Here is a 20,421-nt window from a genome sequence, read left to right on the forward strand (position 1 = left end):
GGGCACCGGCCCCGGCCCGGCACTTCCGGACCGATCGACTACGACGAGCAGGCCGGGCACAGCCCCCGGTACGTGACGTCGGCCCCGGAGACCTCGAAGCCGAACCGCCCCTCGGCCGGGAGGACGGCCAGCGGGTCGCCGGTCGGGTGGACGTCGCGGATGAGTCCGCAGCCGGAGCAGACCAGGTGCTGGTGGGGGCGGTGCGCGTTGGGGTCGTACCGCTTGGCGCGGCCGTCCGTGGAGACCTCCACCACCTCGCCCAGCGAGACCAGCTCGCCCAGCGCGTTGTAGACGGTCGCCCGGGAGATCTCGGGCAGCAGCCGCGCCGCGCGGGCGTGCACCTCGTCCGCCGTGAGGTGGACGTGGTCCCCGTCGAGGACCTCGGCCACGACACGCCGCTGGGAGGTCAGCCGCCAGCCACGCTCGCGCAGCCGCTCCAGCAGGTCACTCATATCGCTCCACCTTTCAGGCCCGGCGTCATTCCCGAAGGTTCGCCCGACTGGGATCCGGGATCCGATTGGATATGGCTTTGGCGCGCTTCTTGACTTGGACTCTGTCCATCGTAGGATCGGTTCGGTTGATAACCAAGTGACTAGAAGGCTCCAGTACGGCTCGAGACCAAGCCGTGACGGACATGCACGGACCGCTCCACCGCATGTAGCTCCTCGCAGCACCATGACCCCCCGGGTCCGGAAGGATTCCCATGTCTGAGAACAACGCGCACGCAGTAGACGCGAACGCCGAGGCCGGCGGCTGCCCCGTCGCGCACGGGCGAGCCTCGCACCCCACCCAGGGCGGCGGTAACCGCCAGTGGTGGCCGGAGCGGCTCAACCTGAAGATCCTCGCGAAGAACCCCGCCGTGGCCAACCCGCTCGGCGAGGAGTTCGACTACGCCGAGGCGTTCGCCGCCCTGGACCTCGCCGCGATAAAGCGGGACATCGCCGAGGTCCTCACGAACTCGCAGGAGTGGTGGCCGGCCGACTTCGGCAACTACGGCCCGCTCATGATCCGCATGGCCTGGCACAGCGCCGGCACGTACCGCATCAGCGACGGCCGCGGTGGCGCGGGCGCGGGCCAGCAGCGCTTCGCCCCCCTGAACTCCTGGCCGGACAACGGCAACCTGGACAAGGCCCGCCGTCTGCTGTGGCCCGTCAAGAAGAAGTACGGCCAGTCCATCTCCTGGGCCGACCTCATGATCCTCACCGGCAACGTCGCCCTGGAGACGATGGGCTTCAAGACCTTCGGCTTCGCCGGTGGCCGCGCCGACGTCTGGGAAGCCGACGAGGACGTCTACTGGGGCCCCGAGACCACCTGGCTCGGCGACGAGCGCTACACGGGCGACCGTGAGCTGGAGAGCCCGCTCGGCGCGGTCCAGATGGGTCTCATCTACGTGAACCCCGAGGGCCCCAACGGCAACCCGGACCCGATCGCGGCCGCTCGCGACATCCGCGAGACCTTCCGCCGGATGGCGATGAACGACGAGGAGACCGTCGCCCTCATCGCCGGTGGCCACACCTTCGGCAAGGCCCACGGTGCGGGCCCGGCGGACAACGTCGGCGCCGACCCCGAGGGTGCGCCGCTGGAGGCCCAGGGCTTCGGCTGGTCGAGCACGTACGGCTCCGGCAAGGGCGCCGACTCGATCACCAGTGGTCTGGAGGTCACCTGGACCACCACGCCCGCCAAGTGGGGCCACGACTTCTTCAAGCACCTGTTCGAGTACGAGTACGAGCTCACCCAGAGCCCGGCCGGCGCGAACCAGTGGGTGGCGAAGAACGCCGAGGCGATCATCCCGGACGCTTTCGACGCGTCGAAGAAGCACCTCCCGACGATGCTCACCACCGACCTGTCGCTGCGTTTCGACCCGGTCTACGAGCAGATCTCGCGCCGCTTCTACGAGAACCCCGACCAGTTCGCGGACGCCTTCGCCCGCGCCTGGTACAAGCTGACCCACCGCGACCTCGGTCCGGTCGTCCGCTACCTCGGCCCGGAGGTCCCGGCCGAGACCCTGCTGTGGCAGGACCCGCTGCCGGCCCGCGAAGGCGAGCTGATCGACGCCGCGGACATCGCCTCCCTCAAGGAGCAGATCCTCGGCTCGGACCTCACGGTCTCCCAGCTGGTCTCCGCGGCCTGGGCCGCGGCCTCCTCCTTCCGCGGCAGCGACAAGCGCGGCGGCGCCAACGGCGGCCGCATCCGCCTGGAGCCGCAGCGCAACTGGGAGGTCAACAACCCGGACGACCTCGCGCAGGTGCTCCGCACCCTCGAGGGCATCCAGGCGTCCTTCAACGCCGGCGCCAAGAAGGTCTCGCTGGCCGACCTCGTCGTGCTCGCGGGCTCCGCGGCCGTCGAGAAGGCCGCGCAGGACGGTGGCGTCGCGGTCGAGGTGCCGTTCACGCCGGGCCGTGTCGACGCCACGCAGGAGCAGACGGACGTCGAGTCCTTCGCCGCCCTGGAGCCGTCCTCCGACGGCTTCCGCAACTACGTCGGCAAGGGCAACCGTCTGCCGGCCGAGTTCCTGCTGGTCGACAAGGCGAACCTGCTGACCGTCTCCGCTCCCGAGATGACGGTCCTCGTCGGTGGTCTGCGCGTCCTGGGCGCCAACCACGCGGGCTCGAAGCACGGCGTCTTCACGGACCGTCCGGGCACCCTCACCAACGACTACTTCGCCAACCTGCTCGACATGGGCACGACGTGGAAGTCGACGTCCTCGGCGCAGGACGAGTACGAGGGCCGTGACGCCTCGGGCGCGGTCAAGTGGACGGGTACCCGTGCCGACCTCGTCTTCGGCTCGAACTCCGAGCTGCGCGCGCTCGCGGAGGTCTACGCGAGCGACGACGCGAAGGAGAAGTTCGTGAAGGACTTCGTCGCGGCATGGGTCAAGGTCATGGACCTCGACCGGTTCGACCTGGTCTGATCGCCCGTGTCGGGGCCGGCCCGCGCGTGCGGGCCGGCCCCGACGCGTTCGCCGAAGCGGACCGCCGTCGCCCGACGGCGGTCCCGCCCGTGGATGCTTCACACCTCTGAGTGAGGCCGCGGGCCGCGGGGCGCGATGCCCCGCGGCGATTCCCTAGGGTGGGCCGAGGGCGGCGGGCAGCCGCCGACTGGCACGTCTCATGCTCGGGAGTCCGCGTGGCGCAGCACCACACGACGTCATTGCGCTCGCGGCTCCGGTACCGGTTCGACCATCTGGTGGCCGGGGGGACGGCCGGGCTCATCGGCTGGCTCGCCCTCGGCTGCCTGGCCGTGGTGATCCCGGCGAGCGCCGTGCTCGTCTGGTCCGACCGGACGCCCCCGACCACCCTCGCCGGACGGCTCACGGCGGTGTGGGTCAGCGTCGGCCAGACCCTCAAGATCGGGGGCGCGATCGGTTCCCCGCTCCACGTGCTGGCCTCCGTGACGCTCGCGCTGGTGGCCCTGCTCTTCGTGTCGACCCTGGTCAGTCTGATCACCACGGGCATCAACGAGCGCCTCATGTCGCTGCGCCGCGGCCACTCCACCGTGCTGGAGGCCGGGCACACCGTGGTCCTCGGGTGGTCGGACCAGGTCTTCCCCGTGGTCGGGGAGCTGGTGGCCGCCAACGCCAACCGGCGCCGCGCCGCCGTGGCCGTCCTCGCCCCGAAGGACAAGGTGGAGATGGAGGACGAGATCTCCGCCCGCGTCCCCGACACCGGTACGACCCGGATCATCTGCCGCAACGGCAGTACCACCGACCCCACCGAGCTCCGCCGGGTGAGTCCGCGGACGGCCAAGGCGGTCCTGGTCCTGCCTTCCGGCGGGGACGCCGGTGACACCCATGTGGTGAAGACCCTGCTCGCCCTCGACGCTGCCGTCCCCGGTGACGGCGGGGCAGTGGTGGTCGCGGCGGTCCGTGACGCGCGCAACCACGTGACCGCCGGGCTCGCCGCCGGGCGGGGCGGACACGTCCTGTGCGCGGACGACATCGTCGCCCGGCTCCTCGTCCAGACCGCCCGCCAGCCCGGCCTCTCCCTCGTGTACCAGGAGCTGCTGGACTTCGAGGGCGACGAGTTCTACGCCACCCCCGCCCGGGCCCTCGCGGGCCGCACCTTCGGCGAGGCCCTGCTGTCCTTCGCCACCTCCTCGGTGGTCGGCCTGCTGCGCGCCGACGGCGAGGCGGCGCTCAACCCGGATCCGGGCACACCGATCGGTGCGGGCGACTCGCTCCTCGTCGTCTCTCGGGACGACGACACGGCCGTCCAGGTGGACGTGGGCTCCTGGGTGGACGAGGAGGCCATCGTCACGCCCCTCCCCCGGACCCCGCTGTCCGAACGCCTCCTCCTGCTCGGCTGGAACCGACGCGCCCCGATCGTCGTCGACCAATTGGACCGGTACGTGGCCGCCGGGAGCACCCTGGACGTCGTGGCGCAGGGCGCCCGTGACGTTGCCACCGCGCCCCGCCGGCGGCTCGAAGTGACGTTCCGCGACGGGGACATCACCGATCCGGCGGCCTTGGCCAAGCTCGACGTGGCGTCGTACGACAGCGTGATCGTCCTCGCCGAGGAGACGGGGACGGGGACGGGGGCCGAGTGGGCCGCGGATCCCGACACCGGGTCCCGGACGGACGACAGGACGCTGGTCACGCTGCTGCACCTGCGGGCCATCGGTGAGGCCGCGGACCGCGGACTGTCGCTCACCACCGAGATGTCGGACGACGGCAACCGGCTCCTCGCTCCCGCCCGGGAGGGCGCCGACTTCATCGTGAGCGGCCGGCTGATCAGCCTGCTGATGACCCAGATCTCGGAGGGCCCCCACCTCGCGCGGGTCTTCGCCGAGCTGTTCGAGGCGGAGGGGAACGAGCTCCACCTGAAGCCGGCCACGGACTACGTCCGGGCCGGCTCCGAGGTCGCCTTCGCCACCGTCGTCGAGGCGGCGCGCCGCCGCCGTGAATGCGCGGTCGGCTACCGCCTGCGGGCGCGGGCGGCGACCGGCCCCGACTTCGGTGTGCGGATCAACCCGGACAAGCGCCGGCGGGTCCGCTTCGGCGAGGACGACTGGGTGATCGTCCTCGCCGAGGAATGACGGCGGGCCCTACCGGGCCAGGTGGACCTCCAGAGCGGTCCGTACGCCCGACTCCAGGGCGCCTTCGATCCACGCCGGCTTGATCGAGGTGTGGCAGCCCGCGAAGTGCAGGTCGCCCTCCTGCGCCCGGACGTGCGGGAAGAGCTCGGTGTGCTGGCCGGGCAGCAGTACGGAGGCCTCGCCGTAGGCATAGGGGTCGCGCATCCAGGACTGGGTGCGGCCGACTCCCGTGTAGAACACCTCGATCCGCTGCCCGAACACCTCCTGGACCCCGGCGAGCGCGCGCGGGTAGCGCTCCTCGTCGTCGAGGGAGTCCCACTTCAGCGCGTCGTCGGACCAGCTGTAGGAGGCGAGGACGACTCCGCCCTGGCTGCCTTCCACGGGGTGGGACGGCTGGAACATGAAGCGGTTCGGGTTGTCGGTCGCCGAGCCGCCGCCGATGACTCCGGCCGCCTCGGGCTGGTCGCGGCTGACCACGCGGCAGGCGGCGTAGTGGGCGCGCTGGGCCTCGGAGACGTGTCCCTTGGGGACGGAGGGGTGGGCACCCAGGAGACCCCCGTCCGCCGGGGTCTTCGCGATCTGGTAGCTGCGGTAGAGGCCCGGTTTCACGGCCTCCAGTTCGCGCTTCCAGTCCGCTTCGTCGAACTCCCACCAGCGGCGGCTGAATTCCAGCAGCACCTTGGTGGCCGCGTCGTAGTGCAGTTCCGTGATCGCGCGCCGCTTGCCGTACGAGAGCGCGGGCGTGACCGGGATGTGCCGCAGCCCGGAGAAGGGGACGGTGATGATCGCGGTGTCGCCGGTGAAGGTCTCGCGCCGCACGGTGCCGTCCCGGCCCTCGGAGACGGTGTCGATGCTCACCTTCCCGTCGCCGTGCGCGATCCGCGTGGCACGGCGGTCGAGCCGTACGAGGTCCTTGACCCTGGCGTAGAGCGCGTCGGCCAGCGTGGCGGTGCCGCCGGGCAGTTCGAAGAAGGCGGTGTCGGGGCTGATCAGCGAGGCCCCGATGAAGCTGTGGATGAAGGCGAGGTGCAGGCGGGAGGTGAGGTTCTCGACGGTGCCGATCAGGTCGATGGTCCGTTCGTCGAGCTTCGCCTCCTCGGTGAGGTAGCGGTACATCGACATGTGGCCGTAGCGCTGGACGACCCGCGCCCAGCCCTCGACGAGTTCCCTGTCCTTCTTGCCCTCGATCTCCCCGCGCACGGGGGCGAAGGCGCCCCGGACGATCTGCGCGGCCGGCACGGACTCGTAGGCCGCGGGAACTCCGAAGGAGCGGTTGAGGACCTTCGGATCGCGGGCGTAGTCGGCCCGGCGGACCCGGATGCCGTTGACGTGGATCCAGGTCCGGTACGCGGGGCGGCCGGCTCCGTCGACGTCGACCAGGTGGAAGCGCCGGCGCTTCAGGCCCAGGCCGTCGATCAGCCCGGTGACCAGCGGGTGGCTGTCGGGGATGCGCATGGCCCCGGCCTCCGCGTACTGCTTGGGGTCCGCGAAGGGCGCTGCGGCCTTCTCGTGGCCACCCGTGCGGAAGGTCTTGATCCGGCCACCCACGCGGTTCGCGTTGGCTTCGATGACCGTGACCCGGTGTCCGGCCTCGCGCAGCAGGTGAGCGGCGGTGAGTCCGGCGGGACCGGCGCCGACGATCAGCACCTTCCTGCCGGGGCGGCCCGCGCCGCCGCGCTGCTCGGGCAGGCCGTTCTTCAGCAGGATGTCCCCGTAGCGCGGGACGAGCGGCCGGTCGTTCTCGTCCCGTACGAGGATGGCCCGCGCGATGGTGAGGCAGGTTTCCCAGTCGGGCCTGGCCGAACCCGTGGGGACCTGCGGGGTCTCGGCCGAGGCGGCGGCGACCGTCAGCGTGGCGGCGCCTGCCACGGCGGCCGCGCCCGCGATGACGGTGCGGCGGGAGGGCCGTCGCCCGGGCTCCGGGGTGGGCTCGGCAGGGGGTTCGGGCGTGGGGAGCGGGTCCGTGATCATGGACCAACTCTTGCGGCCGTTCGGATGCCCGGGTGCCCGAAAGCCCCTCCGCGGGCGAACAACCACCCGGACGTGCGGCGCGGTCAACCGGGCGCTGACGCACGGGATTCCGCACGGCCGCCCCGGCGCCGGGCGTCAGAGCGGTTCGACGTCCATGAAGTCCCACAGGTCGGGCGGTTCCGCGCGACCCGGGGCGCCGGGCAGGGCCTGCTGCGCCCAGATGACCTTCCCCTCGGCCGTGTAGCGGGTGCCCCAGTGCTCGCTGAGCTGCGCGACCAGGAACAGGCCCCGGCCGCCCTCGTCCGTGGTGGCGGCGTACCGCAGGTGCGGGGCGGTGCTGCTGCCGTCCCACACCTCGCAGGTCAGGGTGTGGTCGTACAGGAGCCGTACCCGTACCGGCGCGCGACCGTGCCGCACGGCGTTGGTGATCAGCTCGCTGAGGATCAGCTCGGTGGCGAAGGAGAGCTCCGGCAGGCCCCACTCCTCCAGCTTCCTCGCCGCCGCGTTGCGTACGGCGCTGACCGCGCTGGCCTTGTACGCCACCTCCCACTGCGCGACCCGGTCCGGGCCCAGGGTGCGGGTGCGCGCGATGAGCAGCGCCACGTCGTCGGTGGGCCGGGGCGGCAGCATCATGTCGAGTACGGCCCGGCAGCTCTCGTCGGGGGTCCGGTCGGGCCGGCTGAGGGCGGTGCGGAGCAGTTCCAGGCCCTCGCCGATGTCCCGGTTGCGTTCCTCGACGAGACCGTCCGTGTACAGGACGAGCTGGCTGTCCTCCGCCAGTTCCAGTTCGGCGGTCTCGAAGGGCATGCCGCCCAGGCCCAGCGGGGGCCCGGCCGGCAGGTCGATGATGGTCGTCGTCCCGTCGGGGGCGACGACCATGGGCGGCAGGTGCCCGGCCCGCGCCGCCGTGCAACTGCGGGAGACGGGGTCGTAGACGGCGTAGAGGCAGGTGGCGCCGATGACACCGCCGGCGCCGTCACCGACCTCCCCGTCGTGGTCGATGCGCTGTACGAGGTCGTCCAGGCGGGCGAGGATCTCGTCGGGCGGCAGGTCGAGGGAGGCGAAGTTGTGCACCGCCGTGCGCAGCCGTCCCATCGTGGCGGCGGCGTGGAGGCCGTGACCGACGACGTCGCCGACGACCAGGGCGACCCGGCTGCCCGGCAGCGGGATCACGTCGAACCAGTCGCCTCCCACCCCGGACTGCGCGGGCAGGTAGAAATGGGCCACGTCGACGGCGCTCTGCTCGGGCAGGGCCCGGGGCAGCAGGCTGCGCTGGAGCGTGACGGCGAGGGCGTGCTCGCGGGTGTAGCGGCGGGCGTTGTCCATGCTGACCGCCGCCCGGGCGACGAGTTCCTCGGCGAGTGACAGGTCGTCCTCGTCGAAGGGTTCGGGCTTGCGCGCCCGCCAGAAGTTGACCACTCCGAGTACGACGCCCCGGGCCTTGAGCGGGGCCGCGATCAGCGAGTGGATTCCGTAGTCGACGATGGCCCGGGCCCGCGGCGGGTCCTGGGCCTGCCAGCCCGGCGCGTCGCTCAGGTCGGGCACCAGCTCCGCTTCGCCGGTGCCGTAGCCGATGGCCTGCGGGGTGGACGGCAGGAAGTCGATCAGGCGGCCGCGGGGGTAGAGCGGGTGGTCGCTGCGGACGCCGTGGACGGCCGTGCGCCGCATGTCGGCGCCCGGTCCCGGCTCGTCCCCGTCGAGGACGGCGGCGGCCAGGTCGACGGTGACGTAGTCCGCGAAGCGGGGGACGGCGACGGTGGCGAGTTCCTCGGAGGTTCGTACGACGTCGAGGGTGGTTCCGATGTCACCGCCCGCGTCGTAGAGCAGTTTCAGCCGTCTGCGGGCCGTCTCCGCCCGGCCGGTCAGCACGCGCATCTCGGTGGAGTCCCTGATGGTGGCCACGGCGCCCTCCGGCTTGCCGCCGGGGTGCGTGAGCCGCTGGTTGACCACGAGCAGCCGCTCGCCGCTCTCCAGGACCTCGTCGGTGGCGACCCGGCCGGAGAGCAGCAGGTCCGCCATCCGGCGGTCGAGCCCCACCACCTCCGTGACCAGGCGCCCCTCGGCGTCGTCCGGCAGGCCCAGGAGGCGTTTGGCCTCGTCGTTCGCCAGCAGCAGCCGCCCGTCGCCGTCCGTGATCACCACCCCTTCGCGGACGGCGTGGAGCACCGCGTCGTGGTGCTCGTACATGCGGGTCATCTCCTGCGTGCCCAGCCCGTGGGTCTGGCGGCGCAGTCTGCGGCTGATCAGCGCCGTGCCTGCGGTGGCCAGGGCCAGGCCGCCGGCGATGGCCAGGAGGATCACCGGGAGCTGGCGGTCGACGACACCGCTCACGTTCTTCACGGTCATGCCGGCCGACACCAGCCCGATGACCTTGCCCTGCGCGTCGGTGACGGGCACCACCGCCTGGATCTCCTTGCCGAGCGGCCCCTTCACGCTCTCGGTGTAGACCCGGCCCGCCAGGGAGGGTTCGATCGTGCCGACGAACCGCTTGCCGATGCGGTCCGGTTTGGGATGGCTGTAGCGAATGCCGTTGGTGTCCATCACGACGATGAAGTCCACCTTGGCGGCCTTGCGGGTCTCCTCGGCGAGGGGCTGCAGGATGGCGGCCGGGTGGCTCGACTCCAGTGCGGCCGGCAGGCCCAGGGAGTGCGCGAACGTCTGCGCGACGGACACCGACCGGTTGCGTGCCTCGCGGTCGACGTCGTGGCTCGACTGGAGCAGGAGGGCCAGCAGGGCTCCGGCAGCGAGCAACACCACGATCGTCACCTGGAGGACGAATACCTGGCCGGCGACGCTCCTGAACCGGATGCCTAGAGGTGACCGCACCGACGTACCCGGCACGGGTGGCGAGGAATGGTCACGCCCCCAGTTGTAGCACCTCCGGGCGTCGATGGCTCACGACAGACGCGACACGCGTCCGATAAATCACCAGGAGTGACGAAAAAAGAACGAGCGAGTGTCTCATTTTCTTGAATTCCAATCTTTGACGATCGGCCGACCGAAAGAAATAGGAAGATGCAACCACGAGGTCCGGCAACGGAGTTACCGACCAGAAGCCATGGAACGTCGCACTCAAATTCGGGTACCTTCTGTCACGTCGCCGCTACACCTCGGGCACAAGGCCCTCTTGGGACTCGCGGCGCGAAGGACCAGACACCCGTTGACGACAGCGACCGAAGTCTTCACTGTCCGGCCGTACACCCCTCATTGCGAAGTCATCAACAATGAGGGCGATCATGCGGTCATCGGCATCTCTCCCGGTAATAGTTATTTCTCAGCCCAGCGCGTTCTCGATCTCGCGCAGTGGGGCATGCGCAACTTCGATCAGGTCGACATCATCTACACCGACCTGTACGTCGCCGAGATGTACGAAGCCCTCGGCTACGACGAGATCGAGGCACGGCGCAAGGCGGTCAAGAACCTGCGCGGAGTCCGCGCCAAGGTCAACAACGCCGCCGCCGAGGCCGACCCCTCCGGCGAGCGCCTGCGCGCCCGCCCGATGTCGGCGCTGACCGAGATCCCCGCCTACAAGGCGCTCCACGCCGACCTGACCAGCCGGCTGGACAACGACCCCGAGTTCCTGGCCACGTGTGGCGAGCTCGTGGACTCGTTCCTCTCCTCGAAGGTGCTGAACGGGGAGACCGCCACCACCCGGCAGCGCGAAGTCTGCCTGCAGTACGTGTGCGCCGAGGCGCCGCTCTTCCTCGACACGCCCGCGATCATGGGCGTGCCGTCCTCGCTCAACTGCTACCACCAGCTCCTGCCGATGGCGGAATTGCTGTACTCGCGCGGCTCCGGCCTGCGCGCCTCCCGCAACCAGGGTCACGCCGTCATCACCCCCGCCGAAGGAACGTTCGATGAGCACTGACACCATTCTCGACTTCCCGTTCTCCGCCCGCGGCGACCAGATCCCCGCCGAGGTCGAGCAGCTCCGCTCCGAGCCGGTCAAGAAGGTCCGGACGATAGCCGGGGACGAGGCCTGGCTGGTGTCCTCGTATCAGCTGTGCAAGCAGGTCCTCGAAGACCCGCGGTTCAGCCTCAAGGACACCTCGGCCCCCGGCGTGCCCCGTCAGTACGCGCTGACGATCCCGCCCGAGGTCGTCAACAACATGGGCAACATCACCGGCGCCGGCCTGCGCAAGGCCGTGCTCAAGGCGATCAACCCCAAGGCCCCCGGGCTGAACGACTGGATGCGGGCCGAGGCCAACGCCCTCGTCGACAGCATGCTGGCCTACGGTGCCCCGGTCGACCTGCGCGGCCAGTTCACCAACCCGTACTCCGAGAACCTGCACTGCCGCATCCTCGGCATCCCGCAGGCGGACGCGCCGAAGCTGGCGAACAGCCTCGACATCGCGTTCATGAACTCGGCCTGCCCCGTCACCGGTGCCAAGCTCAACTGGGACCGCGACATGGCGTACATGGTCGAGCGCCTCGACGACCCGGCCACGGTCGGTCTGATGGCCGAGCTCGCGGCCCTGCGCGAGGACCCGGACTACGCGCACCTGACGGACGAGATGCTGGCCACGGTCGGCGTCACCTTCTTCGGCGCCGGCGTCATCTCCACCATGGGCTTCCTGACCATGGCGATCTTCTCGCTCCTGCAGAACCCCGACGTGTGGGAGCAGCTGCGCGAGAACCCGGAGAAGATCCCGACCGCGGTGGACGAGCTGCTGCGCGTCAACCTCTCCATCGCCGACGGCCTGCCCCGCCTGGCCACGGAGGACGTCCAGCTCGGTGACGTCCTGGTGAAGAAGGGCGAGCTGTGCCTCGTCCTGGTCGAGGGCGCCAACACCGACCCGTCGGTGTTCCCGGACCCGCACAAGTTCGACATCGACCGGGACAACGCCCACCAGCACCTCTCCTTCGGCGGCGGCGGCCACTACTGCCCCGCCACGGCCCTCGGCAAGCGGCACACCGAGATCGCCATCGAGGTCCTCCTGGAGAAGATGCCCAACCTCGCCCTGGCCGTGCCGGTGGACCAGCTCGTGTGGCGCACCCGTTTCATGAAGCGCATCCCGGAGCGCCTGTCCGTGCTCTGGTAACAGCGCGCCGACGCCGTCCTCGGCGCGAGGTATGACGCAGGAAGACGGCCCCCGGCCGGGGAAACCCGGTCGGGGGCCGTTCCATTGCCGCTCGCGGGGCCCGGAAGGGGACGGGCCCCGGAACGGGAAGTTCGCGGCCCGCGGGCGTACGACGACGGCCCCGGCCGGGTTTCCCCGGCCGGGGCCGTCGCGTCACCGCTCAGTGGTACCGGATCAGACGCCCGGGACCGGGTAGGTCGGGTACTCGACCCCGGAGACGTACTGGACGACCCGGATGACCTGGCACGAGTAGCCGAACTCGTTGTCGTACCAGAGGTAGAGGATCGCGTTGTCGCCGTCGACCTTGGTGGCGCCGGCGTCGACGATCGAGGAGTGGCGCGAGCCGACGAAGTCCATGGAGACGGCGTCGGGGGCCGTGGTGAAGTCGATCTGGCGCTTCAGCGGCGAGTGCAGCGAGACGTCGCGGAGGTAGTCCAGGACCTCCTCGCGCGTGGTCTCACGGCCCAGGCGCAGGCTCAGGATGGCGATCGAGACGTCCGGGACGGGGACGCGGATCGAGCTGCCGGTGATCGGGGCCTTGAGGTCGGGCAGCGCCTTGGCGACGGCCGAGGCGGCACCGGTCTCGGTGATCACCATGTTGAGCGGCGCGGAACGGCCGCGACGGTCGGCCTTGTGGTAGTTGTCCAGCAGGTTCTGGTCGTTCGTGAACGAGTGGACGGTCTCCACGTGACCGCGCAGCACGCCGTACTCGTCGTCCATGGCCTTGAGGGGCGGGACGATGGCGTTGGTGGTGCAGGACGCGCAGGACAGGATCTGCTCGTCCGGCTTGATCGTGTCGTGGTTGACGCCGTGGACGATGTTCGGGACGTCGCCCTTGCCCGGGGCCGTCAGGACGACCTTGTCGATACCGGGGCGCAGGTGCTTCGACAGACCCTCGCGGTCGCGCCACTTGCCCGTGTTGTCGATGAGGATGGCGTCCTTGATGCCGTACACCGTGTAGTCGACCTCGGACGGGTCGTTGGCGTAGATCACCTTGATCGCGTTGCCGTTGGCGATGATCGTGCTGTTCGCCTCGTCGACCGTGATCGTGCCGTTGAACTGGCCGTGGATCGAGTCGCGGCGCAGCAGCGAGGCGCGCTTGACGAGGTCCTGGTCGCCTCCACCGCGGACGACGATGGCACGCAGGCGCAGACCGTTGCCGGAGCCGGCCTTCTCGATGAGCAGGCGGGCGACGAGTCGGCCGATGCGGCCGAAGCCGTAGAGGACGACGTCACGGCCGGTGGAGCGCTCGAGCTTGTTCTCGCCGGTGGCACCGGCGACGGCCTCGGCGGTGAACTCCGCCACCGAGAGGCCGCGGCTGTCGTTCTTGTAGTCGGCGGCGAGCATGCCGATGTCGATCTGCGAAGGGCCGAGATCGAGCGTGGTGAGCACCTGCAGGAACGGCATGGTCTCGGTGACCGAGAGCTCCTCACCGTCGATCTGCCGGGCGAATCGGTGGGTCTTGAGGATGCTGACCACCGACTTGTTCACCAGCGAGCGGCTGTGAAGCAGGACCGTGACGTCCCGCTCCCGGTGCAGCTTCCCGATGATCGGAATCATCGACTCCGCGATCTCTTCGCGGTTTTTCCAGCTGCTGAACGAGTCCTCAATGACAGTCACAGGTTTATCTTTCGAGCTAGGCGGTGCTCATATGCTAACCACCTTATCCCCTGCCCTTTCACTCGCCCCCCTCGGGCTACGCTGCGAGTGATCCTCAAGGAGTCAGGGATGGAGCAGCACATGGAGACGCAGAGCCGTACCGCGCTGGTGGAAGGCCTGATGGAGCGCTTCCCGCACGTGCCCAAAGAGGCCGTGATCAAGGAGGACCTGCTCCGCGGCGGCATGGCCTTCGACGAGTCCGCGCTCAGCGGTACGGCCGACGGCGCCTCGGGGGACGTCAAGCCGAAGTCGTACTTCATCTTCTCCTTCGACCACCGGACCCTGCCCGAGCTCGGGGCCGCCGCGCTGAACCGCCCACCGGAGGAGATCGTCCTCACGGGCGGCCCCTACGGACTGCGCCGCACGGTCGTGTCGGTACGGGTGAACCCGGACTCCCCCTACGTCGTGCGGGGCGGCGAGGACGGCTCGCTCGGCCTCTACCTGGACGGCGTACGGATCTCGGACGTCGGCCTGCCGCCGATGCCGGAGTACTACCGGCACAAGCTGTCGAACGGCAAGTCGGTGATGGAGGTCGCGCCGACCATCCAGTGGGGCTACCTGATCTACCTGACGGTCTTCCGGGTGTGCCAGTACTTCGGCGCCAAGGAGGAGTGCCAGTTCTGCGACATCAACCACAACTGGCGCCAGCACAAGGCGGCGGGCCGCCCCTACACGGGCGTGAAGCCGGTCGAGGAGGTGCTGGAGGCCCTGGAGATCATCGACCGGTACGACACGGCGGGCACCTCGCGGGCGTACACCCTGACCGGCGGTTCGATCACCTCGCAGGTCGGCGGCCGCGACGAGGCCGATTTCTACGGCCACTACGCGAAGGCCATCGAGGAGCGCTTCCCCGGCCGCTGGACCGGCAAGGTCGTCGCCCAGGCCCTGCCCCGGGACGCCGTGCAGCGCTTCCACGACTACGGCGTCAAGATCTACCACCCGAACTTCGAGGTGTGGGACCGCCGGCTGTTCGAGCTGCACTGCCCGGGCAAGGAGCGCTACGTCGGCCGCGACGAGTGGCACCGCAGGATCCTGGACTCCGCCGAGATCTTCGGCCCGCGCAACGTGATCCCCAACTTCGTGGCGGGCATCGAGATGGCCGAGCCCTTCGGCTTCACGAAGGTGAGCGAGGCCATCGAGTCGACCACCGAGGGCCTGCGGTTCTTCATGTCGAACGGTGTCGTGCCGCGCTTCACCACCTGGTGCCCGGAACCGACGACCCCGCTGGGCAAGGCGAACCCGCTGGGCGCGCCGCTGGAGTACCACATCCGGCTGCTGGAGGCCTACCGGGCGACGCTGGAGGAGTTCGGCCTGAGCTCCCCGCCCGGCTACGGTCCGGCCGGTCCCGGGCGCGCGGTGTTCTCCGTCAGCTCGTTCATGGACAGCCTGGAGGGGCTCGAGGCCGCCGACGCCTGAGGCAGCGGCACGGGGGCCGCGCCGCGTGCGCGCTCCCGCCACCGCGCGGGTCCGGCCGCGGCCGGACCCGTTCGGTGGACCGGCACTCAGGCGCCGTCCCGGAGCCGGTCGCGCTGGATCCGGCGGGCGAGGGCGCGGCGCACGCCGGGCGTCGCGCCCGGCGCGGCGGCCACCGCCTTCGAGGGGACGTCGAGGCCGCGGCCGATCGCGTCGTAGGCGGCCCGGTAGCCGCCCGGCAGGTCCCCCCGGTGCGCCCGCAGGTCCTCCTCGACCAGTCGCCGCAGTGCGTCGACGTCACCGGGCGCGAAGCGCTTCTTCCCCCGGGCGACGGCACGGACGTGGCCCGCACAGCGGGCGGCGTCACCGAGGGTCTCTGCGATCTCCTCGGCGAGACCCCACAGGCGCCCTTCGAGCCACGGCGCGTCTCCCTGGTCGAGGGTGAGCCCCATGGGGGGCGGCGGGCCGTCCGCCCCGTGCTTCGTCACCTGCTTCGACACCGCGGGCTGACTCATGCCGGTGAGTCGGGCGATCCTGTCCTGGGTCCAGCCCCGACCGGCCAACACCTTGATCATCTCGGCGCGCAGGGTCCGCGCCTCCTCGCCCGCCCGGATGACCTCGTTCATCTCGGCGAACATCCGCCCCGCCTGCTCCTCGGTCAGCGCCCCGAGGTCCCGGCCCCTGTCTTCTCCGCCCGTCATGGCTCTCTTATACACCGGGCCGGACCCACGCCATAACCGGGTTGTATAACCTGGTTATGGCGTGCGAGCATCCGATCATGCCCACCTTCGCCGCATCCGACGGAACCCTTCTCTCCTACCGCGTGACCGGCGACGGCGACCCCGTCGTCTGCGTCCCCGGTGGCCCCGCCGACTCGGCCTACCTCGGCGACCTCGGCGGCCTGTCCGCGCACCACCGACTGATCGTCCCGGACCTGCGCGGCACCGGCCGGTCCGCGGTACCCGCGGACCCGTCCTCGTACCGCTGCGACCGGCTCGTCGGGGACCTGGAGGCCCTTCGCGCCCATCTCGGCCTCCCCCGGATGGACCTGCTGGCCCACTCCGCCGGCACGAACATCGCCGCCCAGTACGCGGCCCGGCACCCGGAGCGCGTCGGCAGGCTCGCCCTGATCGGCCCCAGCAGCCGGGCCGTCGACCTGGAGGTCACCGGGGAGACGCGGCGGGAGTACGCGCGGCTGCGCGCGCACGAGCCGTGGTTCCCCGCGGCGTACGCCGCGCTGGTGGAACTCACCGAGGGCCGGGGCGGCGACGCCGAGGCCATCGCACCCTTCTTCCGGGGGCGTTGGGACGCCGCCGCGCGGGAGCACCACGCGGCCTCCCGGCCGGACAACGAGGAGGCCGTCGCCGGCTTCGGCGCCGAGGGGGCCTTCGACCCGGAGGGCACTCGCGCGGCGCTCGCCGCCTTCGGGCACCCCGTACTGCTGCTCACCGGGGAGTTCGACCTGAACAGTCCTCCCCCACTGGCACGCGAGTTCGCCGGGCTGTTCCCCGACGCCGCGTTCGCCGTCCAGCCGGGGGCCGGGCACTACCCGTGGACCGACGACGCCGATGGGTTCACGACCGCCGTGAGCGCCTTCCTGACCCCTTCGTCTCGCGGTACGAGACAGTAGGATTTCGAATTCCCCTCACGGATAACAATTTCCCGTGAAGGGGGTTTGAACTCCGGACGATCTCTTATCCTCCCGCCATGCCGATCTTCGGAACCCGCCGCCGCAAGCCACGCCTCGCACCTGAGCTCGACGACGTCCAACTCGGCCGGGTCCTGAAGGCATTGGAAGGCAGTCCGTCCCCCGGCCTGGCGGACCTTCAGATCGCCCAGGTGGAGCAGCTGCTGGCGGACGCCGGCACGGACTGGGACCGGCGTTCGCACCGGCTCGGCGTCCTGGCCCACGCCGCGGCCGACTCCAACTTCGTACGGACCTGGCCCGCCCGGCGCCCCGGCAGTGGCGACGCGCTCCTGGTGCAGGCCTGGGCGGACCTCGTACGGGGCACCCGCAAGGGCGACATGGACGACGCCCAGACCGCGGTCGACGCCTGCTACGACGCGGCGGACCTCCAGCCCGCCGACCCCGCTCCGTGGGTGGTGCTGCTGGGGATCCTGCGTCTGCTGCGGCGCCCCTCGCAGGAGGTCTTCCGGATATGGCAGGAGGTGCTGTCCCGCGACACCTGGAACCGCGAGGCACACCTCCAGATGCTCGGCTACCTCTCGCCGGACGAGTGCGGCTCGCACATGCAGGTGCTCGAATTCATCGACGCCTCGCGCTCCCGCATGCCGGCGAACGCGCCCACCGCGGGCATAGAGCTGACGGCCACCGTCCGGCGGCACCACACCGGCGCCGCCGCCGAGGACGACCTGAGCACGCTCATGGCACGCAGGCACTGGGCGAGCGCCCCCGCGGCGCCCATCCTCGACCGGGCGTACGCCAACTGGCGCAGCCCCGGATTCCTGCACCACGCGGCGGCCAAGGCCGACCTGAACCTGCTGGCCTTCGCCCTGGTGCAGGCCAATCGCCTCCGGGACGCCGGCGAGGTCTTCGCACTGATCGACGGCACGGTGACCGAGTGGCCCTGGCGCCTGGTCGGCGACCCGATGCAGCAGTACGCGTACTGGCGGGAGCGCGCCCAGCGCTGATCCGCGCCGGGCCTTCAGCCCTTCCTGACCACGCTGGACTTCAGCTGCATGGCGCCGAAGCCCTCGATCCGGCAGTCGATGTCGTGGCCGTCGACCCCGTCGACGAGGCGGATGTTGCGCACCTTCGTGCCCGCCTTGATGCCGGTGGTGCTGCCCTTGACCTTCAGGCCCTTGACCACCGTCACGGTGTCCCCGTCCGACAGCACGTTGCCGACGGAGTCCTTGACCACCCGCTCCTCCGAGGGGGCCTCGCCGGACCCGGCACCGGCGGGCTCCCACTCGTGCCCGCACTCGGGGCAGACGAGCAGGGCGCCCATCTCGTAGGCGTACTCACCGGAACATTCGGGACAGGGGGGCAAGGGGGTTTCGCTCATCCCGTCAGTATATTTCCGGCAACGTGCCGTTCCGCGACCGCCCACCCTTTCCACTGTTCTGACAAATCATCAGGTCATCTGTCCCGGACTATTGACTCTGCTGTCAGCAGTCGAGATTCTCGGTCGGATCCCCCACCGTGCCATCTGCCGAGTGAAAACGTGATGATGACATGTACATGACCCCCCTCCCGCGCTTCAGGCGCAGACCGCTCGCGGTCCTGTCGATACTCCTCACCGTGGTCGCCATGGTGATCGGCCCCGCGTCCACCTCCTCCGCCGCCGACCCCGGCTGGTGGAACCCGGTCGCCCGGCCCGCGCCGGATTCCGAGATCAACGTCACCGGCGAGCCCTTCAAGGGCACCGACGCCCAGGGCAGGGTCCGCGGCTTCGTCGACGCCCACGACCACCTGATGTCCAACGAGGGCTTCGGCGGTCGCCTCATCTGCGGCAAGCCGTTCTCCGAGCAGGGCGTCGCCGACGCGCTCAAGGACTGCCCCGAGCACTACCCCGACGGCACGCTCGCGATCTTCGACATGATCACCAAGGGCGGCGACGGGAAGCACGACCCGACCGGCTGGCCCACCTTCAAGGACTGGCCCGCGCACGACTCGCTCACCCACCAGCAGAACTACTACGCCTGGGTGGAGCGGGCCTGGCGCGGCGGCCAGCGGGTGCTCGTCAACGACCTCGTCACCAACGGGGTCATCTGCTCGGTCTACTTCTTCAAGGACCGCGGCTGCGACGAGATGACCGCCATCCGCCTGGAGGCGCAGAAGACCTACGACATGCAGGCCTACATCGACAAGATGTACGGCGGCCCGGGCAAGGGCTGGTTCCGCATCGTCACCGACTCCGCGCAGGCCCGCGAGGTGATCAAGCAGGGCAAGCTCGCCGTCGTCCTCGGGGTCGAGACCTCCGAGCCCTTCGGCTGCAAGCAGATCCTGGACATCGCCCAGTGCTCCAAGGAGGACATCGACCGGGGCCTGGACGAGCTGCACAAGCTGGGCGTGCGCAGCATGTTCCTCTGCCACAAGTTCGACAACGCGCTCTGCGGGGTCCGCTTCGACGAGGGCGCCCTGGGCACCGCGATCAACGTGGGCCAGTTCCTGTCCACCGGCACCTTCTGGAAGACGGAGCAGTGCGCCGGCCCCCAGCACGACAACCCCATCGGGCTCGCGGCGGCCCCCCAGGCGCAGCAACAGCTCCCGGCGGGCGTGGCCGTGCCCTCGTACGCGTCGAACGCGCAGTGCAACAGCCGAGGTCTGACCGATCTGGGCGAGTACGCGGTGCGCGGGATGATGAAGCGCAAGATGCTGCTCGAGGTCGACCACATGAGCGTCAAGGCCGCCGGCCGCGCCTTCGACATCCTGGAGACCGAGTCCTACCCCGGCGTGATCTCCTCGCACAGCTGGATGGACTCGGAGTGGAGCGAGCGGGTCTACAAGCTCGGCGGCTTCATCGCCCAGTACATGGGCGGCTCCGAGGGCTTCAGCGGGGAGGCCAAGAGCAAGGACGCCCTGCGCGACAAGTACGGCGTCGGCCTCGGGTACGGCACCGACATGAACGGCGTCGGCGGCTGGCCCGGCCCCCGGGGCGCGAACACCCCGAACCCGGTGAAGTACCCCTTCCGCAGCACCGACGGCGGCTCCGTCATCGACAAGCAGACGACGGGCCAGCGCACGTGGGACCTGAACACCGACGGCGCCTCGCACTACGGTCTGGTCCCGGACTGGATCGAGGACATCCGACTCGTCGGCGGCCAGGACGTGGTGGACGACCTCTTCAAGGGCGCCGAGTCCTACCTCGGCACCTGGGGCGCCTCCGAGCGGCACAAGGCCGGCGTGAACCTCGCCGCGGGCGCGCCCACCTCGGCCGGCTCGACGGAGTGGAACCCGTTCGTCAGCTACGCGTCCGGCCGGGCCGTGGACGGCGACACGGGCTCCCGCTGGGCGAGCGACTGGAGCGACGACCAGTGGCTCCGGATCGATCTCGGCAGCACGAACCTCGTCAAGCGCGTCACGCTCAACTGGGAGCGCGCGTACGGTAAGGGCTACAAGATCGAGGTCTCGTCCGACGGGACGAACTGGCAGTCCGTATGGTCCACGACGACCGGTGACGGCGGCCTGGACACGGCGTTGTTCGACGGCGTGTCGGCACGCTACGTACGCGTCCACGGGGTGCAGCGCGGCACCCAGTGGGGCTACTCCCTCTACGAGGTCGGCGTGTACGGCAGCTGA

The 20,421-nt window shown here is 70.4% G+C and carries 14 protein-coding genes; 8 read left to right on the top strand and 6 right to left on the bottom strand.

Going from position 1 to position 20,421, the window contains the following annotated elements; all coding sequences use genetic code 11:
* Nucleotides 1-38 precede the first annotated feature (38 nt).
* Nucleotides 39-452, bottom strand: a complete 414-nt coding sequence (locus ACFYZL_RS21575; RefSeq protein ID WP_384743645.1) for a Fur family transcriptional regulator — start codon at nucleotides 450-452, stop codon at nucleotides 39-41.
* Nucleotides 453-703: 251 nt separating this feature from the next.
* Between ACFYZL_RS21575 and katG the strand changes: the two genes are divergently transcribed.
* Entirely contained in the window at nucleotides 704-2,911 is a 2,208-nt protein-coding gene (gene katG / locus ACFYZL_RS21580; protein WP_384743648.1) for a catalase/peroxidase HPI, read from the top strand.
* A gap of 215 nt (nucleotides 2,912-3,126) precedes the next feature.
* Nucleotides 3,127-5,034 carry an NAD-binding lipoprotein gene (locus ACFYZL_RS21585; protein WP_388680956.1) on the top strand — a complete coding sequence of 636 codons (1,908 nt, stop codon included), beginning with the start codon at nucleotides 3,127-3,129 and terminating at the stop codon, nucleotides 5,032-5,034.
* Between the two features lie 9 nt (nucleotides 5,035-5,043).
* Here ACFYZL_RS21585 and ACFYZL_RS21590 read toward each other — a convergent pair whose 3' ends face one another.
* Together ACFYZL_RS21590 and ACFYZL_RS21595 are read right to left on the bottom strand one after the other, a co-directional pair.
* Nucleotides 5,044-7,005: a flavin monoamine oxidase family protein gene (locus ACFYZL_RS21590; RefSeq protein WP_388680959.1), complete on the bottom strand. Its 1,962-nt coding sequence runs from the start codon at nucleotides 7,003-7,005 to the stop codon at nucleotides 5,044-5,046.
* Nucleotides 7,006-7,140: 135 nt separating this feature from the next.
* On the bottom strand, nucleotides 7,141-9,831 hold the full coding sequence (locus ACFYZL_RS21595) for a SpoIIE family protein phosphatase (protein ID WP_384743655.1): 2,691 nt from the start codon (nucleotides 9,829-9,831) through the stop codon (nucleotides 7,141-7,143).
* A 232-nt stretch (nucleotides 9,832-10,063) separates the two neighbouring features.
* On the opposite strand from ACFYZL_RS21595, the gene ACFYZL_RS21600 reads away from it, so the two are divergent.
* On the top strand, nucleotides 10,064-10,873 hold the full coding sequence (locus tag ACFYZL_RS21600) for a tRNA-dependent cyclodipeptide synthase (protein ID WP_384743658.1): 810 nt from the start codon (nucleotides 10,064-10,066) through the stop codon (nucleotides 10,871-10,873).
* A complete protein-coding gene (locus tag ACFYZL_RS21605; RefSeq protein ID WP_384593596.1) occupies nucleotides 10,863-12,047 on the top strand; it encodes a cytochrome P450 in 1,185 nt (394 codons plus the stop codon). Before ACFYZL_RS21600 ends, ACFYZL_RS21605 begins: the two co-directional genes overlap by 11 nt.
* Nucleotides 12,048-12,260: 213 nt before the next feature.
* On the opposite strand, the gene ACFYZL_RS21610 is transcribed toward ACFYZL_RS21605, so the two are convergent.
* Entirely contained in the window at nucleotides 12,261-13,706 is a 1,446-nt protein-coding gene (locus ACFYZL_RS21610; RefSeq protein ID WP_384743661.1) for a glyceraldehyde-3-phosphate dehydrogenase, read from the bottom strand.
* Between the two features lie 120 nt (nucleotides 13,707-13,826).
* On the opposite strand from ACFYZL_RS21610, the gene ACFYZL_RS21615 reads away from it, so the two are divergent.
* Complete coding sequence (locus tag ACFYZL_RS21615; RefSeq protein WP_384743683.1) at nucleotides 13,827-15,161, top strand: radical SAM protein; 1,335 nt, start codon at nucleotides 13,827-13,829, stop codon at nucleotides 15,159-15,161.
* 86 nt (nucleotides 15,162-15,247) lie between these two features.
* Here the strand turns inward: ACFYZL_RS21615 and ACFYZL_RS21620 are convergent, their stop codons facing one another.
* Nucleotides 15,248-15,859 carry a sigma-70 family RNA polymerase sigma factor gene (locus ACFYZL_RS21620; protein WP_388680964.1) on the bottom strand — a complete coding sequence of 204 codons (612 nt, stop codon included), beginning with the start codon at nucleotides 15,857-15,859 and terminating at the stop codon, nucleotides 15,248-15,250.
* Between the two features lie 77 nt (nucleotides 15,860-15,936).
* Here ACFYZL_RS21620 and ACFYZL_RS21625 point away from each other — a divergent pair, with 77 nt between their 5' ends.
* Together ACFYZL_RS21625 and ACFYZL_RS21630 are read left to right on the top strand one after the other, a co-directional pair.
* A complete protein-coding gene (locus ACFYZL_RS21625; protein WP_384743665.1) occupies nucleotides 15,937-16,788 on the top strand; it encodes an alpha/beta fold hydrolase in 852 nt (283 codons plus the stop codon).
* 77 nt (nucleotides 16,789-16,865) lie between these two features.
* On the top strand, nucleotides 16,866-17,810 hold the full coding sequence (locus tag ACFYZL_RS21630; RefSeq protein WP_384743668.1) for a hypothetical protein: 945 nt from the start codon (nucleotides 16,866-16,868) through the stop codon (nucleotides 17,808-17,810).
* Nucleotides 17,811-17,824: 14 nt separating this feature from the next.
* On the opposite strand, the gene ACFYZL_RS21635 is transcribed toward ACFYZL_RS21630, so the two are convergent.
* Nucleotides 17,825-18,184: a zinc ribbon domain-containing protein YjdM gene (locus tag ACFYZL_RS21635; protein WP_388680967.1), complete on the bottom strand. Its 360-nt coding sequence runs from the start codon at nucleotides 18,182-18,184 to the stop codon at nucleotides 17,825-17,827.
* A gap of 176 nt (nucleotides 18,185-18,360) precedes the next feature.
* Between ACFYZL_RS21635 and ACFYZL_RS21640 the strand changes: the two genes are divergently transcribed.
* Nucleotides 18,361-20,421 (top strand): discoidin domain-containing protein, encoded by a 2,061-nt coding sequence (locus tag ACFYZL_RS21640; RefSeq protein WP_388680970.1) that lies wholly within the window; start codon nucleotides 18,361-18,363, stop codon nucleotides 20,419-20,421.

The sequence above is a fragment of the Streptomyces sp. NPDC001717 genome, assembly GCF_042892775.1.
Lineage (GTDB): Bacteria > Actinomycetota > Actinomycetes > Streptomycetales > Streptomycetaceae > Streptomyces.

Excerpts from the sequence above, each read along its gene's own strand:
- ACFYZL_RS21575 (WP_384743645.1), bottom strand. The coding sequence starts at position 452 with ATGAGTGACCTGCTGGAGCGGCTGCGCGAGCGTGGCTGGCGGCTGACC.
- katG (WP_384743648.1), top strand. The coding sequence starts at position 704 with ATGTCTGAGAACAACGCGCACGCAGTAGACGCGAACGCCGAGGCCGGC.
- ACFYZL_RS21590 (WP_388680959.1), bottom strand. The coding sequence starts at position 7,005 with ATGATCACGGACCCGCTCCCCACGCCCGAACCCCCTGCCGAGCCCACC.
- ACFYZL_RS21600 (WP_384743658.1), top strand. The coding sequence starts at position 10,064 with ATGGAACGTCGCACTCAAATTCGGGTACCTTCTGTCACGTCGCCGCTA.
- ACFYZL_RS21605 (WP_384593596.1), top strand. The coding sequence starts at position 10,863 with ATGAGCACTGACACCATTCTCGACTTCCCGTTCTCCGCCCGCGGCGAC.
- ACFYZL_RS21615 (WP_384743683.1), top strand. The coding sequence starts at position 13,827 with ATGGAGACGCAGAGCCGTACCGCGCTGGTGGAAGGCCTGATGGAGCGC.
- ACFYZL_RS21620 (WP_388680964.1), bottom strand. The coding sequence starts at position 15,859 with ATGACGGGCGGAGAAGACAGGGGCCGGGACCTCGGGGCGCTGACCGAG.
- ACFYZL_RS21625 (WP_384743665.1), top strand. The coding sequence starts at position 15,937 with ATGCCCACCTTCGCCGCATCCGACGGAACCCTTCTCTCCTACCGCGTG.
- ACFYZL_RS21630 (WP_384743668.1), top strand. The coding sequence starts at position 16,866 with ATGCCGATCTTCGGAACCCGCCGCCGCAAGCCACGCCTCGCACCTGAG.
- ACFYZL_RS21635 (WP_388680967.1), bottom strand. The coding sequence starts at position 18,184 with ATGAGCGAAACCCCCTTGCCCCCCTGTCCCGAATGTTCCGGTGAGTAC.
- ACFYZL_RS21640 (WP_388680970.1), top strand. The coding sequence starts at position 18,361 with ATGACCCCCCTCCCGCGCTTCAGGCGCAGACCGCTCGCGGTCCTGTCG.